We start from the raw sequence: 17,265 nt of genomic DNA, 5'->3' as shown, positions 1-17,265 counted from the left end.
TCGATTATTCCAGCGGCTGACGCGCGATTTCTGCTGCCCAATGCACGGCCGTCGCCTGGGCGTCGAGATGCAGGGCCGGCGCAATGCCGAGGCGGTCGAGCGCTGCCGCGGCAAGCTGGTCATGGCCGGATTCGCTGGCGATCTGCGCGGCAAGCAGTTCACCGAGCATGCCGCGACGCTCGACCAGTGCTGCGCTGATCGATTCGTGCAGCGGCAGGGCAGCGGTGATTTCCGCCAGTGGCAGATTGAGCAGCACGTCGAGTAGCGAGAAGATGCCGACGGTGAAGGCTGCGTCGCTGAGGTTTTCGATGCCTTCGGGAGCCGGCAGCTTTTCGCACATCGCTTCGAGCGCGCGGCCGCGCGCCGCGGCCAGCGTCAGCAAGGGATTGGGTTCGCCGTTGCCGATCGGGTTGGCGTAAATGAGCAGTTGCAGCCAGCGCTTGAGTTGGCGCCGGCCGAGCACGTCGATCGCCTGGCGGAAACTGACGATCTTGGTCCGCGCGCCGACGGCGACCGAATTGACCAGACGCAGCAGGTTGTACGACAGGCGTGCTTCTTCGCGGAAGATTGCCTCGATCTCGCGCGTGTCGGCGTCGGCGATGACCAGACCGAGCAGCTTGACCAGCTTCAGGCGCGCGATGTCGGCCTCACGCCGGCGCTGCCGGTCGAGCAGCGCGACGAAACGTCCGTCATGCAGCGCGAAGTGCTTTTCCTTGAGCCACTCGGCCAGCGTGCGCGTGCCGACGCCGGTCGCCATCATCTGCAGGCCGGACTGGTGCGCGCGAATCAGTTCAAGCACCGGCAGTTCGGTGCGCGCAAAAGTGGCGTCGAGTTGCAGCCAGTCGAAGGCATCTACGGGAACTTGTGCGATCAGGTCCTTGCGGTCGATGCGCAGGCCGCAGTGATAGCCGCGTTGGCGTAGCGCGGCGCAACTGGCGATTGCTTTCGGCGACGACAGCGCTGCCGCGGGAAGGACGAAAACGCTTTGCTGCGCCGGCAGGCTACGGCTCAGTGCCGGGTCGCCGAGGTCTTCTGTGGTAACCGGCAAAAACAGCGGCATGGCTTTCGTCAGCGCCTTGATGCCGGTGGATCTGCCCAGCGAGTCGGCCAGTGCAGCGAGCGGCGCGGCAACTGCCGGCGGCGCGGACGACGCGTTGGCCGCGCCGCTTGCGGCGTTGCCGCCGTCTGGCCAGACGCGGCAAACGGCTGCCGCCCACGCGTGTTCGGGTGAAAGCAGCGCTTGCAGAAACAGTCGGGGTACGGGAGATAGTTCGTTCATCTGCTTAGCGGCGCTCCGAACCGTGGCCGGGTTCTGGCGCCGTCGTTCTGGTGAGAGCGCTGATACTACGCTGCCCGTAAGGGAATTCAAGCCCGTGATCAGCGCAGTTTATGCTCGCGTTTTATTTGCTGATCGGCGCTGCTGCATTATCGCGGTAACGCGAACCGTTCGCGAGGCCCGAGGTGGCCGGTGTGGCTCGTCAGATGCGCCTGCGCGCGGCCCTCGCCCCTACAATGCTGCAATCTCTTGTCGCAACCCAGGCTGGTACCCGGCGATGATCCCCAACTATTGGCAACAGGCGTCACAGGCTCTGGCAGAAAATGACGTGGTGATGGCGACGCTGGTCGAGCGCTACGCCGACGTTTCGCTGGCCACGCGCGGCGATGCTTTCGCGACGCTGGCGCGTTCGATCGTCGGTCAACAGATTTCGGTCAAGGCCGCCGACAGTGTCTGGTCGCGGGTGCTGGCCGCGCTGCCGGAGCTTTCGCCGGCGGCCGTGCTGGCCAGCGAGGTGCCGGTCTTGCGTGGCTGCGGGCTGTCGGCACGCAAGGTCGAATACCTGCTCGACCTCGCCGGGCATTTCCGCGACGGCTCGCTGGAAGTGGCGCGCTGGCCGACGATGAGCGACGCCGAGGTGATCGCCGAGCTCACAGCGGTGCGCGGCATCGGCGTGTGGACGGCCGAGATGTTCCTGATCTTCAACCTGCTGCGCCCCGACGTGCTGCCGCTTGACGACATCGGCTTGCAGCGCGCGGTGGCGCTGCACTACCACGCCGGCGAGCGGCCGACGCGGCGCGTGCTGGCCGAGCATGGCGAGCGCTGGCGGCCCTGGCGTTCGGTGGCGACCTGGTATCTCTGGCGCAGTCTGGACCCGGTGCCGGTCGAATACTGAGCCCCGGAAGCCGCGGCGTTTTCGGTTAAAATGCGCCACCTTGCACTTGGACCCGCGCCAGATGAAGACCACCTTTCTCGATTTCGAACAGCCGATCGCCGAACTCGAAGCCAAGATCGAAGAACTGCGTTTCGTCCAGGACGATTCGGCTGTCGATATCTCCGAAGAAATCGGCCGGCTCGAAAAGAAGAGCCAGTCGCTGACCAAGGACATCTACGGGAAGCTCACTTCCTGGCAGATCTGCCAGGTGGCGCGGCACCCGCAACGGCCGTACACGCTCGATTATCTCGGCCGCATCTTCACCGACTTTCACGAACTGCACGGCGACCGCTCCTTTGCCGACGACCGGGCCATCGTCGGCGGTCTGGCGCGCTTCAACGGCCAGACGGTGATGGTCATCGGCCACCAGAAGGGTCGCGACACCAAGGAAAAGATCCTGCGCAACTTCGGCATGCCGCGTCCCGAGGGCTACCGCAAGGCATTGCGCCTGATGAAGCTGGCCGAAAAGTTCGAGATTCCGGTGTTCACCTTCGTCGATACGCCGGGCGCCTATCCGGGCATCGACGCCGAGGAACGCGGCCAGTCCGAAGCCATCGGCCGCAACCTCTATGAACTCGCCGACCTGAAGACGCCGGTGATCGTCACCATCATCGGTGAGGGCGGTTCCGGCGGCGCGCTGGCGATCGCCGTCGGCGACGTCGTGCAGATGCTGCAGTACTCGACCTATTCGGTGATCTCGCCCGAGGGCTGTGCCTCGATCCTGTGGAAGAGCGCCGCGCGCGCGGCCGACGCGGCCGAGGCGATGGCGATCACCGCGGCGCGCCTGAAATCGTTTGGCCTGGTCGATCGCGTCATTCCCGAACCGCCCGGCGGCGCCCATCGCGACCACGCGGCGATGGCGCAGAGCCTCAAGAAAGCGCTGCAGGACGCGTTGCGCGAGGTGTCGGCGCTGTCGACCGAGGCGCTGCTGGAAACGCGTTTCAAGCGCCTGATGGCCTATGGCCGGACGAAAGAGCAGCCCGTCAGCTGATCAGCCCGCCGGCGTCGCCACGGCCGCCGGCTTGCAGCGTCGCGAGGCGGCCACGGCTGACGCTGGCGACGCCGCCGTGCAGGCTGTTCTTAGCAGTCTCTCCACTTTTTGCGTCGCCCGCGTGCCAGCGGGCGATCGTCTTTGCGTCGCCCTCTCGGGTGGCCGCGATTCGCTGGTGCTGCTCGACGCGCTGCAACGCCTGGCGCTGCCGAACGCGCTGTCGGCGCTGCACGTCAATCACGGTCTCTCGCCACACGCCGCCGACTGGGCTTGCTTCTGCGCCGATTTCTGCGCCGCACGCGCCATTCCGCTGCAGGTGATCGAACTGGCGCCGATCGCCAGCGATGGCGAAGGTCTCGAAGCGGCGGCACGTCGCCAGCGCTATGCCGCTTTTGCGCGCTGCGCGGCCGACTGGCTGGCGCTCGCGCATCACCGCGACGATCAGGCGGAAACCTTGTTGCTGCGCCTGCTGCGCGGCGCCGGCGTCGCTGGTGCCGGAGGCATGCCGGCCGAGCGGGCGCTGCACGCCGACCCCGCACCGGCAGGCGGATCGCCAGCGCGCGCGCCGCGGCTGATCCGGCCCTTGCTCGATCTGCCGCGGGCGACGCTGACCGCCTACGCCGGGCACTTCGGCTTGCGCTGGATCGAGGACGAGAGCAACGCCGATTGCCGGCATCGGCGCAATTTCATCCGCCACCGGATCCTGCCGCCCTTGTCGTCGGTCTTTCCCGGTGGCAGCGCTGCGCTGGCGCGCGCTACCGGCCATTTCGCCGAAGCGGCGCTGCTGCTCGACGAACTGGCGCAGCTTGACCGGGAACGACTGGCACCGGCCGGCGGGCGGCTGTCGCTGGCCGCGCTGAATTCACTGACGGATGCACGGGCACGCAATCTCCTGCGCCACGAGATGAGGTGCGCCGGGCTGCCGGCAGCGGACGCGCGCTGGCTGGAGGAAGCGCGCCGGCAACTGGCGAGTACGCGCGCGACGGCAGAAACCTGTGTCGCCCTGCCGGCCGGATCGCTGCGCGTGTTTCGCGGCGAGCTGTACGTGTTGCCCCGGCTGCCACCCTTGCCCTCAGCCTTGCCCTGGTCTTTTGACGGTGATGCGGTGCTCGACTGGGGAGGCAGGCGGCTGCTGCTTCGCCGGACGATCGGCGCCGGCATCAGCCTGGCGCGACTCGCTGAAGGCGCGGCGCACTTTGCGCTGCGCTGCGGTGGCGAACGTCTGCAGCCCGATGCGCGACGGCCGCGGCGCAGCCTGAAGAACCTGCTACAGGAGCAAGCCGTTCCGCCCTGGCAACGCGAGCGTTTGCCGCTCCTGTGGTGCGGCGGGCAACTGGTGTGGGCGGCCGGCATCGGCGTCGATGCGGCCTTTGCCTGCGCCGCCGGCGAAGCGGGCGTTCAGCTTGATTGGGAAGGGCTGTCGTCAGCCGCTGTGGTCGCGTCGCCTCTGGCGAGCAGTTCGGCAAACTGAGCGGCCGGCATCGGCTTGCCGAACAGGTAGCCCTGCGCCTCGTTGCAGCCCGCTGCGCGCAGGAAACTGGCGTGCTGCAATTCTTCGACCCCTTCGGCGATGGTCGTCAATTTGAGAATGCGGCCGAGCTGGACGATGGTGTCGACGATCGCGGCATCGTCGTTGTTGCGCGCAATATGGCGAACGAAGGACTGGTCGATCTTCAGCTTGTCGATCGGGAAGCGCTGCAGGTAGGACAGGCTCGAGTAGCCGGTGCCGAAGTCGTCGATGGCGAGGCGTACGCCGAGCGCTTTCAGGCGCTGCAGCATGCCGAGCACCTCGTCGGCCTCGCTGATCAGCATCGACTCGGTGATTTCGAGTTCCAGAAGTTCGCCGGGCAGGCCGCTGGCGGCGAGCGCACGCTTGATCAGTGCGACCGGGTCGCCGCGGCGGAACTGCTGCGCCGAGAGATTGACGGCGACGGTCAGTCCCGGCGGGTAGTGCTGCCGCCACAGTTCCGCCTGGTGGCAGGCGGCAAGGAGCACCCATTCGCCGATCGCGTGGATCAGGCCGCTCTGTTCAGCCAGCGGGATGAAGATGTTCGGGCCGATTTCGCCAAACTCGCGGCTGGTCCAGCGCAGCAGCGCTTCGGCGCCGGTGATGGCGCCGCTGGCGAGATCGATCTGCGGTTGATAGTGCACCGACAGTTCCTCGCGTTCGATCGCCAGCCGCAGCCCGTTCTGCAACTGCAGACGGCGCCTGCCGTCGGTATTCATGTGCTCGTTGAAGAAGCGGTAGGCGTTGCGGCCACTTTCCTTGGCCTTGTACATCGCGGTATCGGTCTTCAGCAGCAGGGTGTCGAAGTCCTTGCCGTCCTCGGGCCAGACGGCGATGCCGATCGAGAACGAGCAGGCCAGCGTCTGGTCGTCGACGGTGAAGGGCGCTTCCATCGCCTGCAGGATGTTGGCAGCAATGCTGGCAACGGCAGCGCTGTCCTTGACGCTGCTCAGCGCGATCAGGAATTCGTCACCTCCCTGCCGGCTGATGGTGTCGGTATCGCGTACGCAACTGCCCAGTCGTGCGGCGATGGCGATCAGCAGGCGGTCACCGATGGCGTGGCCGAGGCTGTCGTTGATTTCCTTGAAATGGTCGAGATCGAGCAGCAGCAGCGCGAGTCTGCGCCGTTCGCGGCTGGCGAAAGCGAGTGCCTGTTCGACGCGGTCGCGCAGCAGCAGGCGATTGGGCAGATTGGTCAGCGGGTCGTGATGCGTCAGGTGTTGCAGGCGCGCTTCGATCGCCTTGCGTTCCGACAGGTCGGCGAGGATCGCAATGAAATGCGTCGGCTGGCCGGCGTCGTCATGCACCGCGGTGATCGCCAGCCAGCCGGGAAATACCTCGCCGCTGCGCCTGCGGTTGGAGATTTCTCCCTGCCAGTGTCCCGTTCGCACCGCCTCTCGCCAGATATCCGCAACATAGTCCTTGCTCTGCAGCCCGGAAGCGAGAAAGTCCGGCGTCTTGCCGAGGATTTCGTCGCGCGCGAACCCGGTGATGCGGCTGAAGGCATCGTTGGCGGCGAGCACCAGCCGCTCGCAATCGGTGATGATGATGCCTTCGGCGCTGCTTTCGAAGACGCGCGCGGCAAGGCGCAATTCGCTCTCGGCCTGACGCAGCTTGCCCATGTCGACGTCGAGACAGAACATCTCGGGCTCGTCGCGGCTGTTGACGATCAGCGCGTGGCTGGAATAGACCGGTACCAGGCTGCCGTCGCTGCGGCACAGTGCGATTTCTCCGGCAGGAATCGGCACGCCTTCATCGAGCCAGCGCTGGTGCTGGTCGACAAGCACCGTGCGCAGCTCGGGCGGGATGATCGTGTCTTCGAGTTTTCGCCCGAGCACCTCGTCGCGCCGGAAGCCGTACAGTCTTTCGCTCGCCGGGTTCCAGAAGATGATGCGGCGTTCGCGGTCGTAACCCTGGACGGCGATATTGGGCAAGCCTTCGAGCAGGGTGCGGAAGGAAAGCTCGCTGTCGCGCAGTTTATCTTCGGCGCGGTGGCGCGCCGACACGTCGCGGGCAACTGCGGTGACGCCGGCGAAGGCGCCTTCGCCGTCAAGCAGTCGCGACAGGCGCGATTCAAACCAGTGACGACCCTGTGGCAGGTCGAGTGCGTAATCGATGCTGATGACTTCGGGCTTGCGCCGCAACTGTTCGATGGCGTCGAGCATCTTTGCGGCGACATCGGCCGGAAGTCCGACCGAGTCGAGGCGGCGGCCGAGAAACTGTTCCATCGGCAGCAGCAGCGTCGGCGCGTTGGGTTGCGCGCAGTCGATCAGCGTGCCGTCGGGGTCGATGACGAAAACGAGGTCGTCGATCGAGCTGAGGATCGACTGCAGCCGGCCCTCGTCTTCAAGGACCGTTTGCTGCGAGCTAGCCAGTTGCGTCAGCCGCCAGCGCATCAGGAAGAAGAGCAGAACCGCGGTGATGCCGACGAAAAGCCAGCCTTTGAGCATCTGCAACTGGACGAGCTGCTCGGTATTGCTGACCAGCGTTGCAAGCGCGCTGTCGGACAAGGCAATCCACAGCGCGGCGACCAGCGCATAGATGCCGGCGACGATCGCCGCCGAAGCATTGACGCTGATGGCCTGCGGGTGCTGGGGGCACATTTTCGTCGCTTTCCTTTCACGGGGGCTGCCGGATTCGCCTCGCTGTGCTGAGCGCTGTCGCTTGCGCCTGGAATGACCTATTCATTTTCCGCACCAGCGTCGCGCGAGGCGAGCGCGGCGAGCGAAAATTCAGCGTTCGCCGAGGGCAGAGAGCCGTTGCGCAAGCTCGACGGCGGTTTTCACGCCCATTTTTTCAAACAGGTTGGCACGATGGACTTCGACGGTGCGCATGCTGATGTTCAGTTCGTCGGCAATGACCTTATTGAACTTGCCGGCGAGAACGAGTTCCATGACCTGCCGTTCGCGCTGCGTCAGGCGCGCCAGCAGCGCCTGCGTCGAGCCGAGCGATGACGCGGCCGAACGCTGCCGGGTATCGGTTTCGATGGCGGCGACGACCCGGTCGACCAGTTCATTGTCGTTGAAAGGCTTCTCGACAAAGTCGAAGGCACCCTTCTTGATCGCGGCGACGGCCATCGGTACATCGCCGTGGCCGGTGAGAAAGATCACCGGCAGCTGGCTGCCACGCTGGCGCAACTGCTCGAACAGTTCCGGGCCGCTCATGCCGCCCATGCGGATGTCGAGGACGACACAACCGGCCAGTTCGCAAGTCCAGGCGGCGAGGAAGTCCTCGGCCGACGGATAGGCGAGGCAGGCGACGCCTTTCGATTCGAGCAGCCAGCCGAGCGAATCGCGGATCGCCTCGTCGTCGTCGACGAGATAGGCGCGGGCGCTCACGATGCCGGGCCGTCGGCTGCCGTTTCGGTCGAAATCGGCAGATTGATGACGAATACACAGCCGCCCTGCGGGTTCGCTTCAAGCCACAGGCGGCCGTGGTGGAATTCGATGATCGAACGGCAGATGTTGAGCCCCATTCCCATTCCCTCCGGCTTGCTCGAGAAAAACGGCGTGAACAGCTTGTCGCGGGTGTCTTCCGGAATTCCAGGGCCGGTGTCGATGACGCGGATCTGCATCTGCCGGTCGACGCGTGCCAGCGCGATGGTCAGGTTGCGCCGCTCCGGCGGCAAGTCTGCCATGGCTTCGACGGCGTTGCGCATCAGGTTGACCAGCACCTGCTCGAGCATCACGCGGTCGGCCTGGATCTCCGGCCGCATTCCCTGCACCTCGCGCAGGATGCGTACGTTGCGGCTCTTCGCCACCGCCTCGATGAAGCCGATGCTGTCGTCGACCATCTCGGCCAGATCGCAGGGCGCCAGCTTCGGTTCGCTCTTGCGCACGAAGTCATGCACGCGACGGATGATCTGGCCGGCGCGCTGCGCCTGCACGCCGAGCTTGCCGAGCGCGTCGCGCAGTTCGCCGACGGTGTAGGTGCCGGATTCGAGCTTGTTCAGACAGCCGGTGTTGTAGCTGGCGATCGCCGCAAGCGGCTGGTTGAGTTCGTGCGCCAGCATCGACGCCATTTCGCCCATGGTTACCAGGCGCGAGGTGACCTGCAGTTTTTCCTCCTGCTGGCGTGCCAGTTCGTCGGCGCGTTTGCGCGCGGTGATGTCGAGGATTGACGACATCCAGCCGGTGTGCTGGCCGTCGGCATTGATCAGTGGCGCGGTGCACACCAGCACATCGACGCGCTCGCCGTTCTTGTGCCGGAAGCGCAGCTCGAAGCCTTCGCCAGGGCCGCGGCCGGCGAGCGTGGCGTGGTAGAAGCCTTCGGACTTCTCCTTTTCTTCGGGCGCCCAGTACGGCATCGGCGGCGCGCAGCCGATCAGTTCCTCGGGAGTGAAGCCGACCATCTGGCAGAAGGCCGGGTTGACGTAGGTAATGCGGCCGTCGCGGTCACGCGCGCGCATGCCGACGGTGAGCGAATCCTCCATCGCCTTGCGGAACGCGTGCTCGGCGCGCAAGGCCTGTTCTGCCGCCAGGCGGCGCTGGATCAGGCCGTGCACCACCCACAGGCTGAGCAGGACGGCGCCGGCAAGGATCAGGATCAGCGTCGCGATCAGCGTCTGCGCGACGCTGCTGGCGACCTTGTAGGCGGTGACATGGAAGAGCAGACCGTAGCCCGGCGGGTCGAACGCCAGCTTGTAGCTGAGCAGCGGATCGGCGGCGTCGACGCGCGACTTGCTGGCGAGAACCTTGCCGTTGCCGTCGACGATGCGTACCTGATACTTCTCGGCCAGCCACCACGGCGTCAGGTGCTTGAGCAGCGCGTCGAGCGAATAGACGGCGACGATTTCGCCGCGCGCCCGGCCGGCGTTTCCGGCGCTGTCCGGTTCGCGCACCGGTAGGTGCAGCTCGAACGAGGCCTCGCCCGACTCGCCAAGGATGTCCGAATAGACTGGCTTGAGCAGTTTGTCGGCGCGCTCGCTGGCCAGCGTCGAAGTGTTGTTCTTCGCCGCTTTGGCGGGGGCGGCCGGCGTCGTACCGGCGGGGGGCAGCGCGTCGATCATCCTGCCCTGCGCGTCGAGCCAGAAGATCTGCGTCAGTTCCGGGCTGTTGCGCAGGATGTGCCGGGCACGCGTGGCAAACAGGCGGTTCGCGTCGCGCTCGAACGCGATGTCGAGCGCCAGTTGCTGCAGTGTTTCGGTATTGCCGTCAAGGTGGAAGCGGACGTTCTGCTCGAGCCACAGTACGTCGGCAATCAGGGTCGAACGCTGCTCCTCGACCTCGTTCTGGCGCAGCAACCAGAGCAGGGCGATGAGCAGCACCAGCAGCAACGTTACGGCGAGCTTCGGAATGGTCAGATACCAGCTCGACCAGGCCTGCGTGGCTGGCTCCTGGCGTGGGGATGCGGGACTCTGCGTCATGGCGGCGATGTTACCCAAGTTCTTCTCCGGGCGCCGTGCTTTGCCCTAGCCTGGTGGCGCTTGTTCCGTCGGCGCGGCGCGACTTGCGGTTATCCACAATAGGCGATTTTCCATACTTAAGTAACATCTGCGCGGTCGCCCCGGCGCGCCTTGCGGCGAGGCGTTTCCTTCGGTCACCGAGCGTCAATAACGAGAATAGAGGAGCCAACATGAGAATTTCCGCATTGCTGCTAGGCCTCGTCGCCTGTGCGCTATCCGCTACCGCGTCGGCGGATGCGCCGATCGTCATCAAGTTCAGCCACGTCGTTGCCGTCGACACGCCGAAGGGCATGGCCGCCGAGTTCTTCAAGAAGAAGGCCGAAGAGCTGAGCAAGGGCAAGGTCAAGGTCGAGGTGTACGCCAACTCGACGCTCTACAAGGACAAGGAAGAAATGGAAGCGCTGCAGCTCGGCGCGGTGCAGATGCTGGCACCGTCGCTGGCCAAGTTCGGCCCGCTCGGCGTCAAGGAATTCGAAGCCTTCGACCTGCCTTACATCTTCGACAACTACACTGAACTGCACAAGGTCACGCAAGGCCCGCTCGGTCAGAACCTGCTCAAGAAGCTCGAGCCCAAGGGCATCCTTGGTCTGGCTTTCTGGGACAACGGCTTCAAGTCCTTCTCGGCGAACACGCCGATCAAGTTGCCGGCCGACCTCAAGGGCAAGAAGATGCGCATCCAGTCGTCGAAGGTGCTCGAAGAGGAAATGCGCACGCTCGGCGCCTTGCCGCAGGTGATGGCCTTCTCCGAGGTCTATCAGGCGCTGCAGACCGGCGTCGTCGACGGCACGGAGAACCCGATCTCCAACCTGTACACGCAGAAGATGCACGAAGTGCAGAAGCACCTGACGCTGACCGACCACGGCTACCTCGGCTATGCGGTGATCGTGAACAAGAAGTTCTGGGAAGGCCTGCCCGCCGACGTCCGCGCCTCGCTGGAAACCGCGATGAAGGAATCGACCGTCTACGCCAACAAGATCGCCAAGGATCAGAACGACAAGGATCTCGAGTCGGTGAAGAAGAGCGGCAAGACCACCGTCTACTCGCCGACCAAGGAAGAACGTCTGGCCTTCAAGAAGGCGCTGGTGCCGGTGCATCAGAAGATGGAATCGCGCATCGGCAAAGAGCTGATCGAGGCGATCTACAAGGAAACCGAGTTCGACCCGAGCAAGCTGTAGGCTCGGTTGAGGTAACGACGCCCGTCCGGCCGCATGGCTTGACGGGCGTTTTTTTGCATCGCGGGAAGGACTGGCAATGAAGTGGCTTGATCATCTCGAGGAATGGATCATCACCTTCCTCATGGGCGCGGCGACGACGATCATCTTCGTCGCCGTCATGCACCGCTATCTGGCGGGCATGGCGATTCCGGGGCTGCAGGACTGGTTGCTCGGACTCAATTTCAGCTGGGCGCAGGAACTCACCATCATCATGTTTGTGTGGATGGCGAAGTTCGGCGCTGCCTATGGCGTGCGCACCGGCATCCACGTCGGCGTCGACGTGATGATCAACCGCCTCAACGAGAAGAACCGCCGTCTCTTCATCATCTTCGGCCTGTGTGCGGGCGCGCTGTTTACCGGCATCGTCGGCACGCTCGGTGCCAACTTCGTCTGGGAAAACGGCGCCCATTACGCATTCCTCAGTGCTCTCGGCAGCGATGTCGGCGATATCCCCGAGGGACCGACGACCCCCGACCTCGAGTGGCCGACCTGGATGGTCTACAGCGCGATTCCGCTCGGTTCTTCGCTGATGTGTTTCCGCTTTCTGCAGGTGCTGTGGAATTTCCTGGGCACGGGCGAATTGCCGCACCACGACCACGGCCACGTCGAAGGACTGGAAGAGGAAAAGGACAAGACGCCGGTCGATTTCAATCCCTTCGCAATGAACGACGACCTGCACATGCGCGACCTGAAACATCCACAGCCCGGTGACAATCCCGCTGTCGACGAGAGCGGCAAGGGAGAGCGCAAATGAACGCCGCCATCATCTTCGGTCTGCTGCTGGCGCTGATGCTTACCGGCATGCCGGTGTCGATCTCGCTCGGCCTGACCGTCCTCACCTTCCTGTTCACCATGACGCAGGTGCCGCTTGAGTCGGTGGCGCTGAAGCTGTTCACCGGCATCGAGAAGTTCGAGATCATGGCGATCCCGTTCTTCATCTTGGCCGGCAATTTCCTCACGCACGGTGGTGTGGCGCGAAGGATGATCAACTTCGCGACGGCGATGGTCGGTCACTGGTACGGCGGCCTCGGTCTGGCCGGCGTGCTCGCCTGTGCGCTGTTCGCCGCGGTGTCCGGTTCCAGCCCGGCGACTGTGGTGGCGATCGGCTCGATCCTGTTGCCGGCGATGGTCAAGGCCGGCTTCCCCAGTCGCTTCGGCGCCGGCGTCATCACCACCTCGGGCGCGCTCGGCATCCTGATTCCGCCGTCGATCGTCATGGTCATGTATTCGGTGGCGACCAATACCTCGGTCGGCGCGCTGTTCATGGCCGGCGTCATTCCCGGTCTGGCGCTGGCTGGCGTTCTCGGCGGCGTCACCTGGTACCGCGCGAAGAAGTTCAACTATCCGCGCATGACGAAGGCGAGCTGGGCGGAACGCGCGAAGGCTTTCCGCGAATCGATGTGGGGACTGCTGTTGATCGTCGTCGTCATGGGCGGCATCTATTCGGGAATGTTCACGCCGACCGAAGCCGCGGCGATGAGCGCCGTCTACGCCTTCTTCGTCGCTGTCTTCGTCTACAAGGACATGTCGTTGAAGGATGTGCCGAAGGTGCTGCTCAACTCGGCCAACATGTCGGCGATGCTGCTCTACATCATCACCAACGCCGTGCTCTTCTCGTTCATCATGACCAACGAGAACATCCCGCAGGCGCTGGCTGACTGGATGCTTGGCCACGGCCTCGGCATCATCGCCTTTCTGCTGGCGGTGAACATCATCCTGCTGCTCGCCGGTAACTTCATGGAGCCGTCGTCGATCGTGCTGATCTTCGCGCCGATCCTCTTCCCGGTGGCGATGAAGCTTGGCATTCACCCGGTGCACTTCGGCATCCTGATGGTGGTGAACATGGAAGTCGGCATGTGTCACCCGCCGGTCGGCCTCAATCTGTATGTCGCTTCGGGTATTACCAAGATGGGGATTACCGAGCTGACGGTGGCTGTCTGGCCGTGGCTGCTGTCGATGCTCGGCTTCCTGGCGCTGGTGACCTACTGGCCCGATCTCTCGCTCTGGCTGCCGCGCACGCTCGGCATGATCTAGCCAGTTGCCGCCGGCGTGCTGCCGGCGGCTCCTCGTTGCGAAGCCCGCGCCGCACTGGCGCGGGCTGCCTTGCGTCGGTCATTTCAGCAATCGGCGCGGACTCTTGGTAGAATCGCGAGTTCCTCGCCGACGCGGCGCGCCTGTGCGTGGCCGCTTGACGGCGCCGGCATTTCCCCTTTCTTGTCCTTTCCCCTGTGGAGAACTGATTCATGGCTATCGAACGCACCCTTTCCATCATCAAACCCGACGCCGTCGCCAAGAATGTCATCGGCCAGATCTACTCGCGCTTTGAAGGCGCCGGCCTGAAGGTCATCGCTGCGCGCATGGCCTGGTTGTCGGAGCAGGAAGCCGGCGCCTTCTACGCCGTGCACAAGGAACGTCCCTTCTTCAAGGATCTGGTCAAGTTCATGACCTCCGGCCCGGTGATGATCCAGGCGCTGGAAGGCGAAAACGCCATCCTGACGAATCGCGACCTGATGGGCGCCACCGATCCGAAGAAGGCCGCGCCGGGAACCATCCGCGCCGATTTCGCCGATTCGATCGACGCCAACGCCGTGCATGGCTCCGATGCCGCTGAAACGGCCGCCGTCGAGATCGCCTTCTTCTTCCCGACGCTCAACGTTTTCGCCGGTCGCTGAACCAGTGAAACGCGCGCTGCGTGTGCCGCGTAGCCGGCCCGCGCAGCGCGGCTACTGACCGATCCGCGATGTCAGCCAACCTGCTCGATTTCGACGCCGCCGGACTCACCGCCTTCTTCGCCGAGCGCGGCGAGAAGCCTTTCCGTGCGCGGCAGGTGCTGCGCTGGCTGCATCGCGGCGGTGTCGGCGATTTCGACGCGATGACCGACATCGCCAAAAGTCTGCGCGAAAAACTGAAGGAGGTGGCGACGGTGACGCCGCCGGCGATTGTCGCCGACCGCCTGTCCGGCGACGGTTCGCGCAAGTTCCTATTTGACGTCGGTGCCGGCAACGCCGTCGAGAGCGTCTTCATCCCCGAGGACGACCGCGGCACGCTGTGCATTTCGACGCAGGCCGGTTGTGCGCTTGATTGCGCTTTCTGCTCGACCGGCAAGCAGGGCTTCAACCGCAATCTGACGACCGCCGAGATCATCGGCCAGCTGTGGCAGGCCAATCGCGCGCTCGGCGCCGATCCCAAGGGCGAGCGCATCATCAGCAACGTGGTGCTGATGGGAATGGGCGAGCCGCTCGCCAATCTCGACAATTCGATCACTGCGCTGCGCCTGATGCTCGACGACAACGCCTACGGCCTGTCGCGGCGGCGTGTCACGGTATCGACCTCGGGCCTCGTGCCGGCGATGGACCGCCTGCGTGACGAGTGCCCGGTGGCGCTCGCTGTCTCGCTGCACGCGCCGGACGATGCGCTGCGCGACGAACTGGTGCCGATCAACCGCAAGTACCCGCTGCGCGAACTGCTCGCTGCCTGCCTGCGCTATCTTGAGCGTGCGCCGCGCGACTTCGTCACTTTCGAATACGTCATGCTCGACGGCATCAACGACAGCGACGCGCACGCGCGCGCGCTGCTGGCGATTGCCCGCCGCGTGCCGTGCAAGTTCAATCTGATTCCCTTCAATCCGTTTCCCGGTTCGCCCTACCGCCGTTCGCCGTCGCCGCGCATCCGCCGCTTCGCCGAAATCCTGCAGGAAGGCGGCTACGTCGCCACCACGCGCAAGACGCGCGGCGACGACATTGCTGCCGCCTGTGGCCAGTTGGCCGGGCAGGTGGACGACCGGACGCGGCGTAGCGAACGCCGGATCATCAATGTTCACAAGGTGGCCCCATGACCGACAGGCTTGCACAGCGTCAGCGCGCGGCATTGCGTCTGCCGCCTTCTCCGGCATCCGTCCGCTCCCGCGCAAGCTATCGCGGTGTTCTGGCACTGGTGGCGGCGTTTGCGGCGTTCCTTCCCGGCGTCGCGTTGGCGCAGGGTGCGACGCAGGCGACTTCGGAGCAGGTGACGCAAGGCGGCGTCGGCGATCCGCGTACGCGCGCCAAGCTGCACACGGAACTCGGTTCGCTGTACTTCCAGGATGGCAATATGGCGGTCGCGCTCGAAGAGCTGCGCATCGCCATCGCCGCCGATGCTTCCTACGCCCCGGCTTTCAACGTGCGCGGTCTGGTCCATGTCTATCTGCGCGAGATCGCGCTCGCCGAGGACGACTTCAAGGAAGCTTTGCGGCTTGCCAGCAACGATCCGGAAATCAACAATAACTACGGCTGGTTCCTGTGCCAGACCGGGCGCGAGAAGGAGGCGATCAGCTTCTTCATGCGCGCGCTGCAGAATCCGCTCTACCAGACGCCCGAGCGCGCGTGGCTGAATGCCGGCCAATGCTCGCTGAAAGCCGGCGATATCGCGTCCGCTGACGATTATTTCCAGAAATCGCTGCGCTTCTCGCCGAACAATGCACAGGCATTGTTGCAGCTCGCCAGCATCAGTTATCTGCGCGGCGATTTCAGCGGCGCGCAAACCCGTCTCGGCGAGCTTCTGCGTCGCGTCGAACCCAACGCTGAAGCGCTGTGGCTGGCGCTGCGCATCGAGCGCCGCCTCGGTGACCGCGCCGCCGAGGCGAGTTACGCCAGCCAGTTGCGTCGCCGCTTCCCGGCGTCTCCCGAATTCCAGAAGCTGTCCAAGGGCGAATACGAATGAGCGAAGAGACACCTGCACCGGCAGTCGCGCAAGCCGCTGCCGTTACCGAGCCTGATCTGGCAGGGCAGGCCACCGAGTCGTTGCCGGTGGCTGAAGTCGACTCCTTGCCCACCGGCCCGGCGGAGACGGCGCCTGCCCTGCCGGTCGAGCCGGCCGCAGTGCCTGTGCCCACTCCGGCTCCCGGCGTCGGCAGCATCCTGCGTACGGCGCGCGAAGCGAGAAACCTCGCCGTCGCCGATGTTGCCAAATCGCTCAAGCTGAGCACCCGACAAATCGAGGCGCTCGAGTCGGGCGACTGGTCGCGCTTGCCGGGAATGACTTTCGTCCGTGGTTTTGCGCGCAATTACGCGCGGCTCCTGCAGATTGACGCCAGCGTACTGCTCGCGGCCTTCGATGCCGAGAAGCCGGCGGCCGAACCGGTCAAGCTGGCGCTGCCGCCGAGCGAAGGGGCGACGCTGCCGCAGGCCGGGCGTCCCGAGCGGCGTGACCTGATGGTGGTGATCACCGGCGTGTTGCTGGTGGTCGCTGCGCTCGCCGTTTATTTCCTGATGCCGCAAGGTGTTCAGGGCGAGCCGGACAAGGCTGCGTCGGCTGGGGAAGAAGCCGCTGTCGAGCCGACGCCGGCCGACGTCGCGCCGGAGCCGGTGGTGCCGGCTTCGCCGGAAACGATCCCGGCGGCACCTGCCGCCACGACCGCGACGGCTCCTGTCGCTACCTCCGTGGCGACGCCGCCTGCCGTCGTCACGCCGCCTGCCGCTCCGGCGCTTGCTTCCGACGCACGCGCAAAACCGCTGGCAGACCTGCCGGCGAAGACTGCGGCCGCCGCTCCTCAAGCGAACGCGACAGTTGCCAACGCTGCCGTTCCTGTTCCCGCCCCGGCAACAACGCCCGTGCCCGGCGCGCCCGCAAAAGCGGCAAGCAGCGCGACGCCGGCGTCTGCGGCGCTCGCTGTCGAGAAGCCGAGCGCTGCCGCCGCACAGCCGGCGGCGGCAGCTGGCGGCGAGGCCTCGCTCGTCTTCAGCTTTGCCAAGCCGGCGTGGGTTGAAGTCCGCGACCGCAGCGGCCAGATCGTTTTCTCGCAGCTCAGCCCGGCGGGCAGCGAACGCCGCGTCGATGGCCGGCCGCCGTTCACGCTGGTCGTCGGCAACGCCACACATGTCGTTTTGCGCTACAAGGGCAAGCCGGTTGAAATGAGCACCCGCAGCAAGGACGATGTGGCGCGTCTCACTCTCGAATGACCA

The 17,265-nt window shown here is 65.1% G+C and carries 14 protein-coding genes; 10 read left to right on the top strand and 4 right to left on the bottom strand.

From position 1 onward, the window contains the following. Positions 1-4 precede the first annotated feature (4 nt). Positions 5-1,279: an EAL and HDOD domain-containing protein gene (locus GGD90_RS10120; RefSeq protein WP_153116476.1), complete on the bottom strand. Its 1,275-nt coding sequence runs from the start codon at positions 1,277-1,279 to the stop codon at positions 5-7. Between the two features lie 274 nt (positions 1,280-1,553). Here GGD90_RS10120 and GGD90_RS10115 point away from each other — a divergent pair, with 274 nt between their 5' ends. The 3 genes from GGD90_RS10115 to tilS all read left to right on the top strand — a co-directional run bounded on the left by GGD90_RS10115 (position 1,554) and on the right by tilS (position 4,672). Further along, positions 1,554-2,171: a DNA-3-methyladenine glycosylase family protein gene (locus GGD90_RS10115; RefSeq protein WP_153116477.1), complete on the top strand. Its 618-nt coding sequence runs from the start codon at positions 1,554-1,556 to the stop codon at positions 2,169-2,171. Positions 2,172-2,232: 61 nt separating this feature from the next. Next, positions 2,233-3,201 (top strand): acetyl-CoA carboxylase carboxyltransferase subunit alpha, encoded by a 969-nt coding sequence (locus GGD90_RS10110; protein ID WP_153116478.1) that lies wholly within the window; start codon positions 2,233-2,235, stop codon positions 3,199-3,201. Further along, positions 3,170-4,672 carry a tRNA lysidine(34) synthetase TilS gene (tilS, locus tag GGD90_RS10105; protein WP_153116479.1) on the top strand — a complete coding sequence of 501 codons (1,503 nt, stop codon included), beginning with the start codon at positions 3,170-3,172 and terminating at the stop codon, positions 4,670-4,672. The genes GGD90_RS10110 and tilS overlap by 32 nt, the downstream gene beginning before the upstream one ends. On the opposite strand, the gene GGD90_RS10100 is transcribed toward tilS, so the two are convergent. From GGD90_RS10100 to GGD90_RS10090, 3 genes are all read right to left on the bottom strand, one after another. Next, on the bottom strand, positions 4,600-7,311 hold the full coding sequence (locus tag GGD90_RS10100; protein WP_153116480.1) for a sensor domain-containing protein: 2,712 nt from the start codon (positions 7,309-7,311) through the stop codon (positions 4,600-4,602). The two genes, tilS and GGD90_RS10100, sit on opposite strands and share 73 nt — an antisense overlap. A gap of 129 nt (positions 7,312-7,440) precedes the next feature. Continuing rightward, complete coding sequence (locus tag GGD90_RS10095) at positions 7,441-8,049, bottom strand: response regulator transcription factor (protein ID WP_200384479.1); 609 nt, start codon at positions 8,047-8,049, stop codon at positions 7,441-7,443. Beyond that, on the bottom strand, positions 8,043-10,091 hold the full coding sequence (locus tag GGD90_RS10090; RefSeq protein ID WP_228273707.1) for a sensor histidine kinase: 2,049 nt from the start codon (positions 10,089-10,091) through the stop codon (positions 8,043-8,045). The genes GGD90_RS10095 and GGD90_RS10090 overlap by 7 nt, the downstream gene beginning before the upstream one ends. A gap of 191 nt (positions 10,092-10,282) precedes the next feature. On the opposite strand from GGD90_RS10090, the gene GGD90_RS10085 reads away from it, so the two are divergent. From GGD90_RS10085 to GGD90_RS10055, 7 genes are all read left to right on the top strand, one after another. Beyond that, a complete protein-coding gene (locus GGD90_RS10085) occupies positions 10,283-11,287 on the top strand; it encodes a TRAP transporter substrate-binding protein (protein WP_153116482.1) in 1,005 nt (334 codons plus the stop codon). A 76-nt stretch (positions 11,288-11,363) separates the two neighbouring features. After that, the gene (locus tag GGD90_RS10080) at positions 11,364-12,080 is read left to right on the top strand and encodes a TRAP transporter small permease (protein ID WP_153116483.1); all 717 of its coding nucleotides are present in this window, start codon (positions 11,364-11,366) and stop codon (positions 12,078-12,080) included. Beyond that, complete coding sequence (locus tag GGD90_RS10075) at positions 12,077-13,360, top strand: TRAP transporter large permease (RefSeq protein WP_153116484.1); 1,284 nt, start codon at positions 12,077-12,079, stop codon at positions 13,358-13,360. The genes GGD90_RS10080 and GGD90_RS10075 overlap by 4 nt, the downstream gene beginning before the upstream one ends. A 209-nt stretch (positions 13,361-13,569) precedes the next feature. Then, the gene (gene ndk, locus GGD90_RS10070; protein WP_153116485.1) at positions 13,570-13,998 is read left to right on the top strand and encodes a nucleoside-diphosphate kinase; all 429 of its coding nucleotides are present in this window, start codon (positions 13,570-13,572) and stop codon (positions 13,996-13,998) included. A 68-nt stretch (positions 13,999-14,066) separates the two neighbouring features. Next, positions 14,067-15,161 carry a dual-specificity RNA methyltransferase RlmN gene (gene rlmN / locus GGD90_RS10065; protein WP_153116486.1) on the top strand — a complete coding sequence of 365 codons (1,095 nt, stop codon included), beginning with the start codon at positions 14,067-14,069 and terminating at the stop codon, positions 15,159-15,161. Next, positions 15,158-16,024 (top strand): type IV pilus biogenesis/stability protein PilW, encoded by an 867-nt coding sequence (pilW, locus tag GGD90_RS10060; RefSeq protein WP_153116487.1) that lies wholly within the window; start codon positions 15,158-15,160, stop codon positions 16,022-16,024. The genes rlmN and pilW overlap by 4 nt, the downstream gene beginning before the upstream one ends. Continuing rightward, positions 16,021-17,262 (top strand): helix-turn-helix domain-containing protein, encoded by a 1,242-nt coding sequence (locus GGD90_RS10055; RefSeq protein ID WP_153116488.1) that lies wholly within the window; start codon positions 16,021-16,023, stop codon positions 17,260-17,262. Before pilW ends, GGD90_RS10055 begins: the two co-directional genes overlap by 4 nt. The last annotated feature ends 3 nt before the right edge of the window (positions 17,263-17,265 follow it).

It is taken from the genome of Rhodocyclus tenuis (assembly GCF_014197755.1).
Taxonomy (GTDB): Bacteria; Pseudomonadota; Gammaproteobacteria; order Burkholderiales; family Rhodocyclaceae; genus Rhodocyclus; species Rhodocyclus tenuis.
This window is presented reverse-complemented; position numbering and strand designations above follow the sequence as displayed.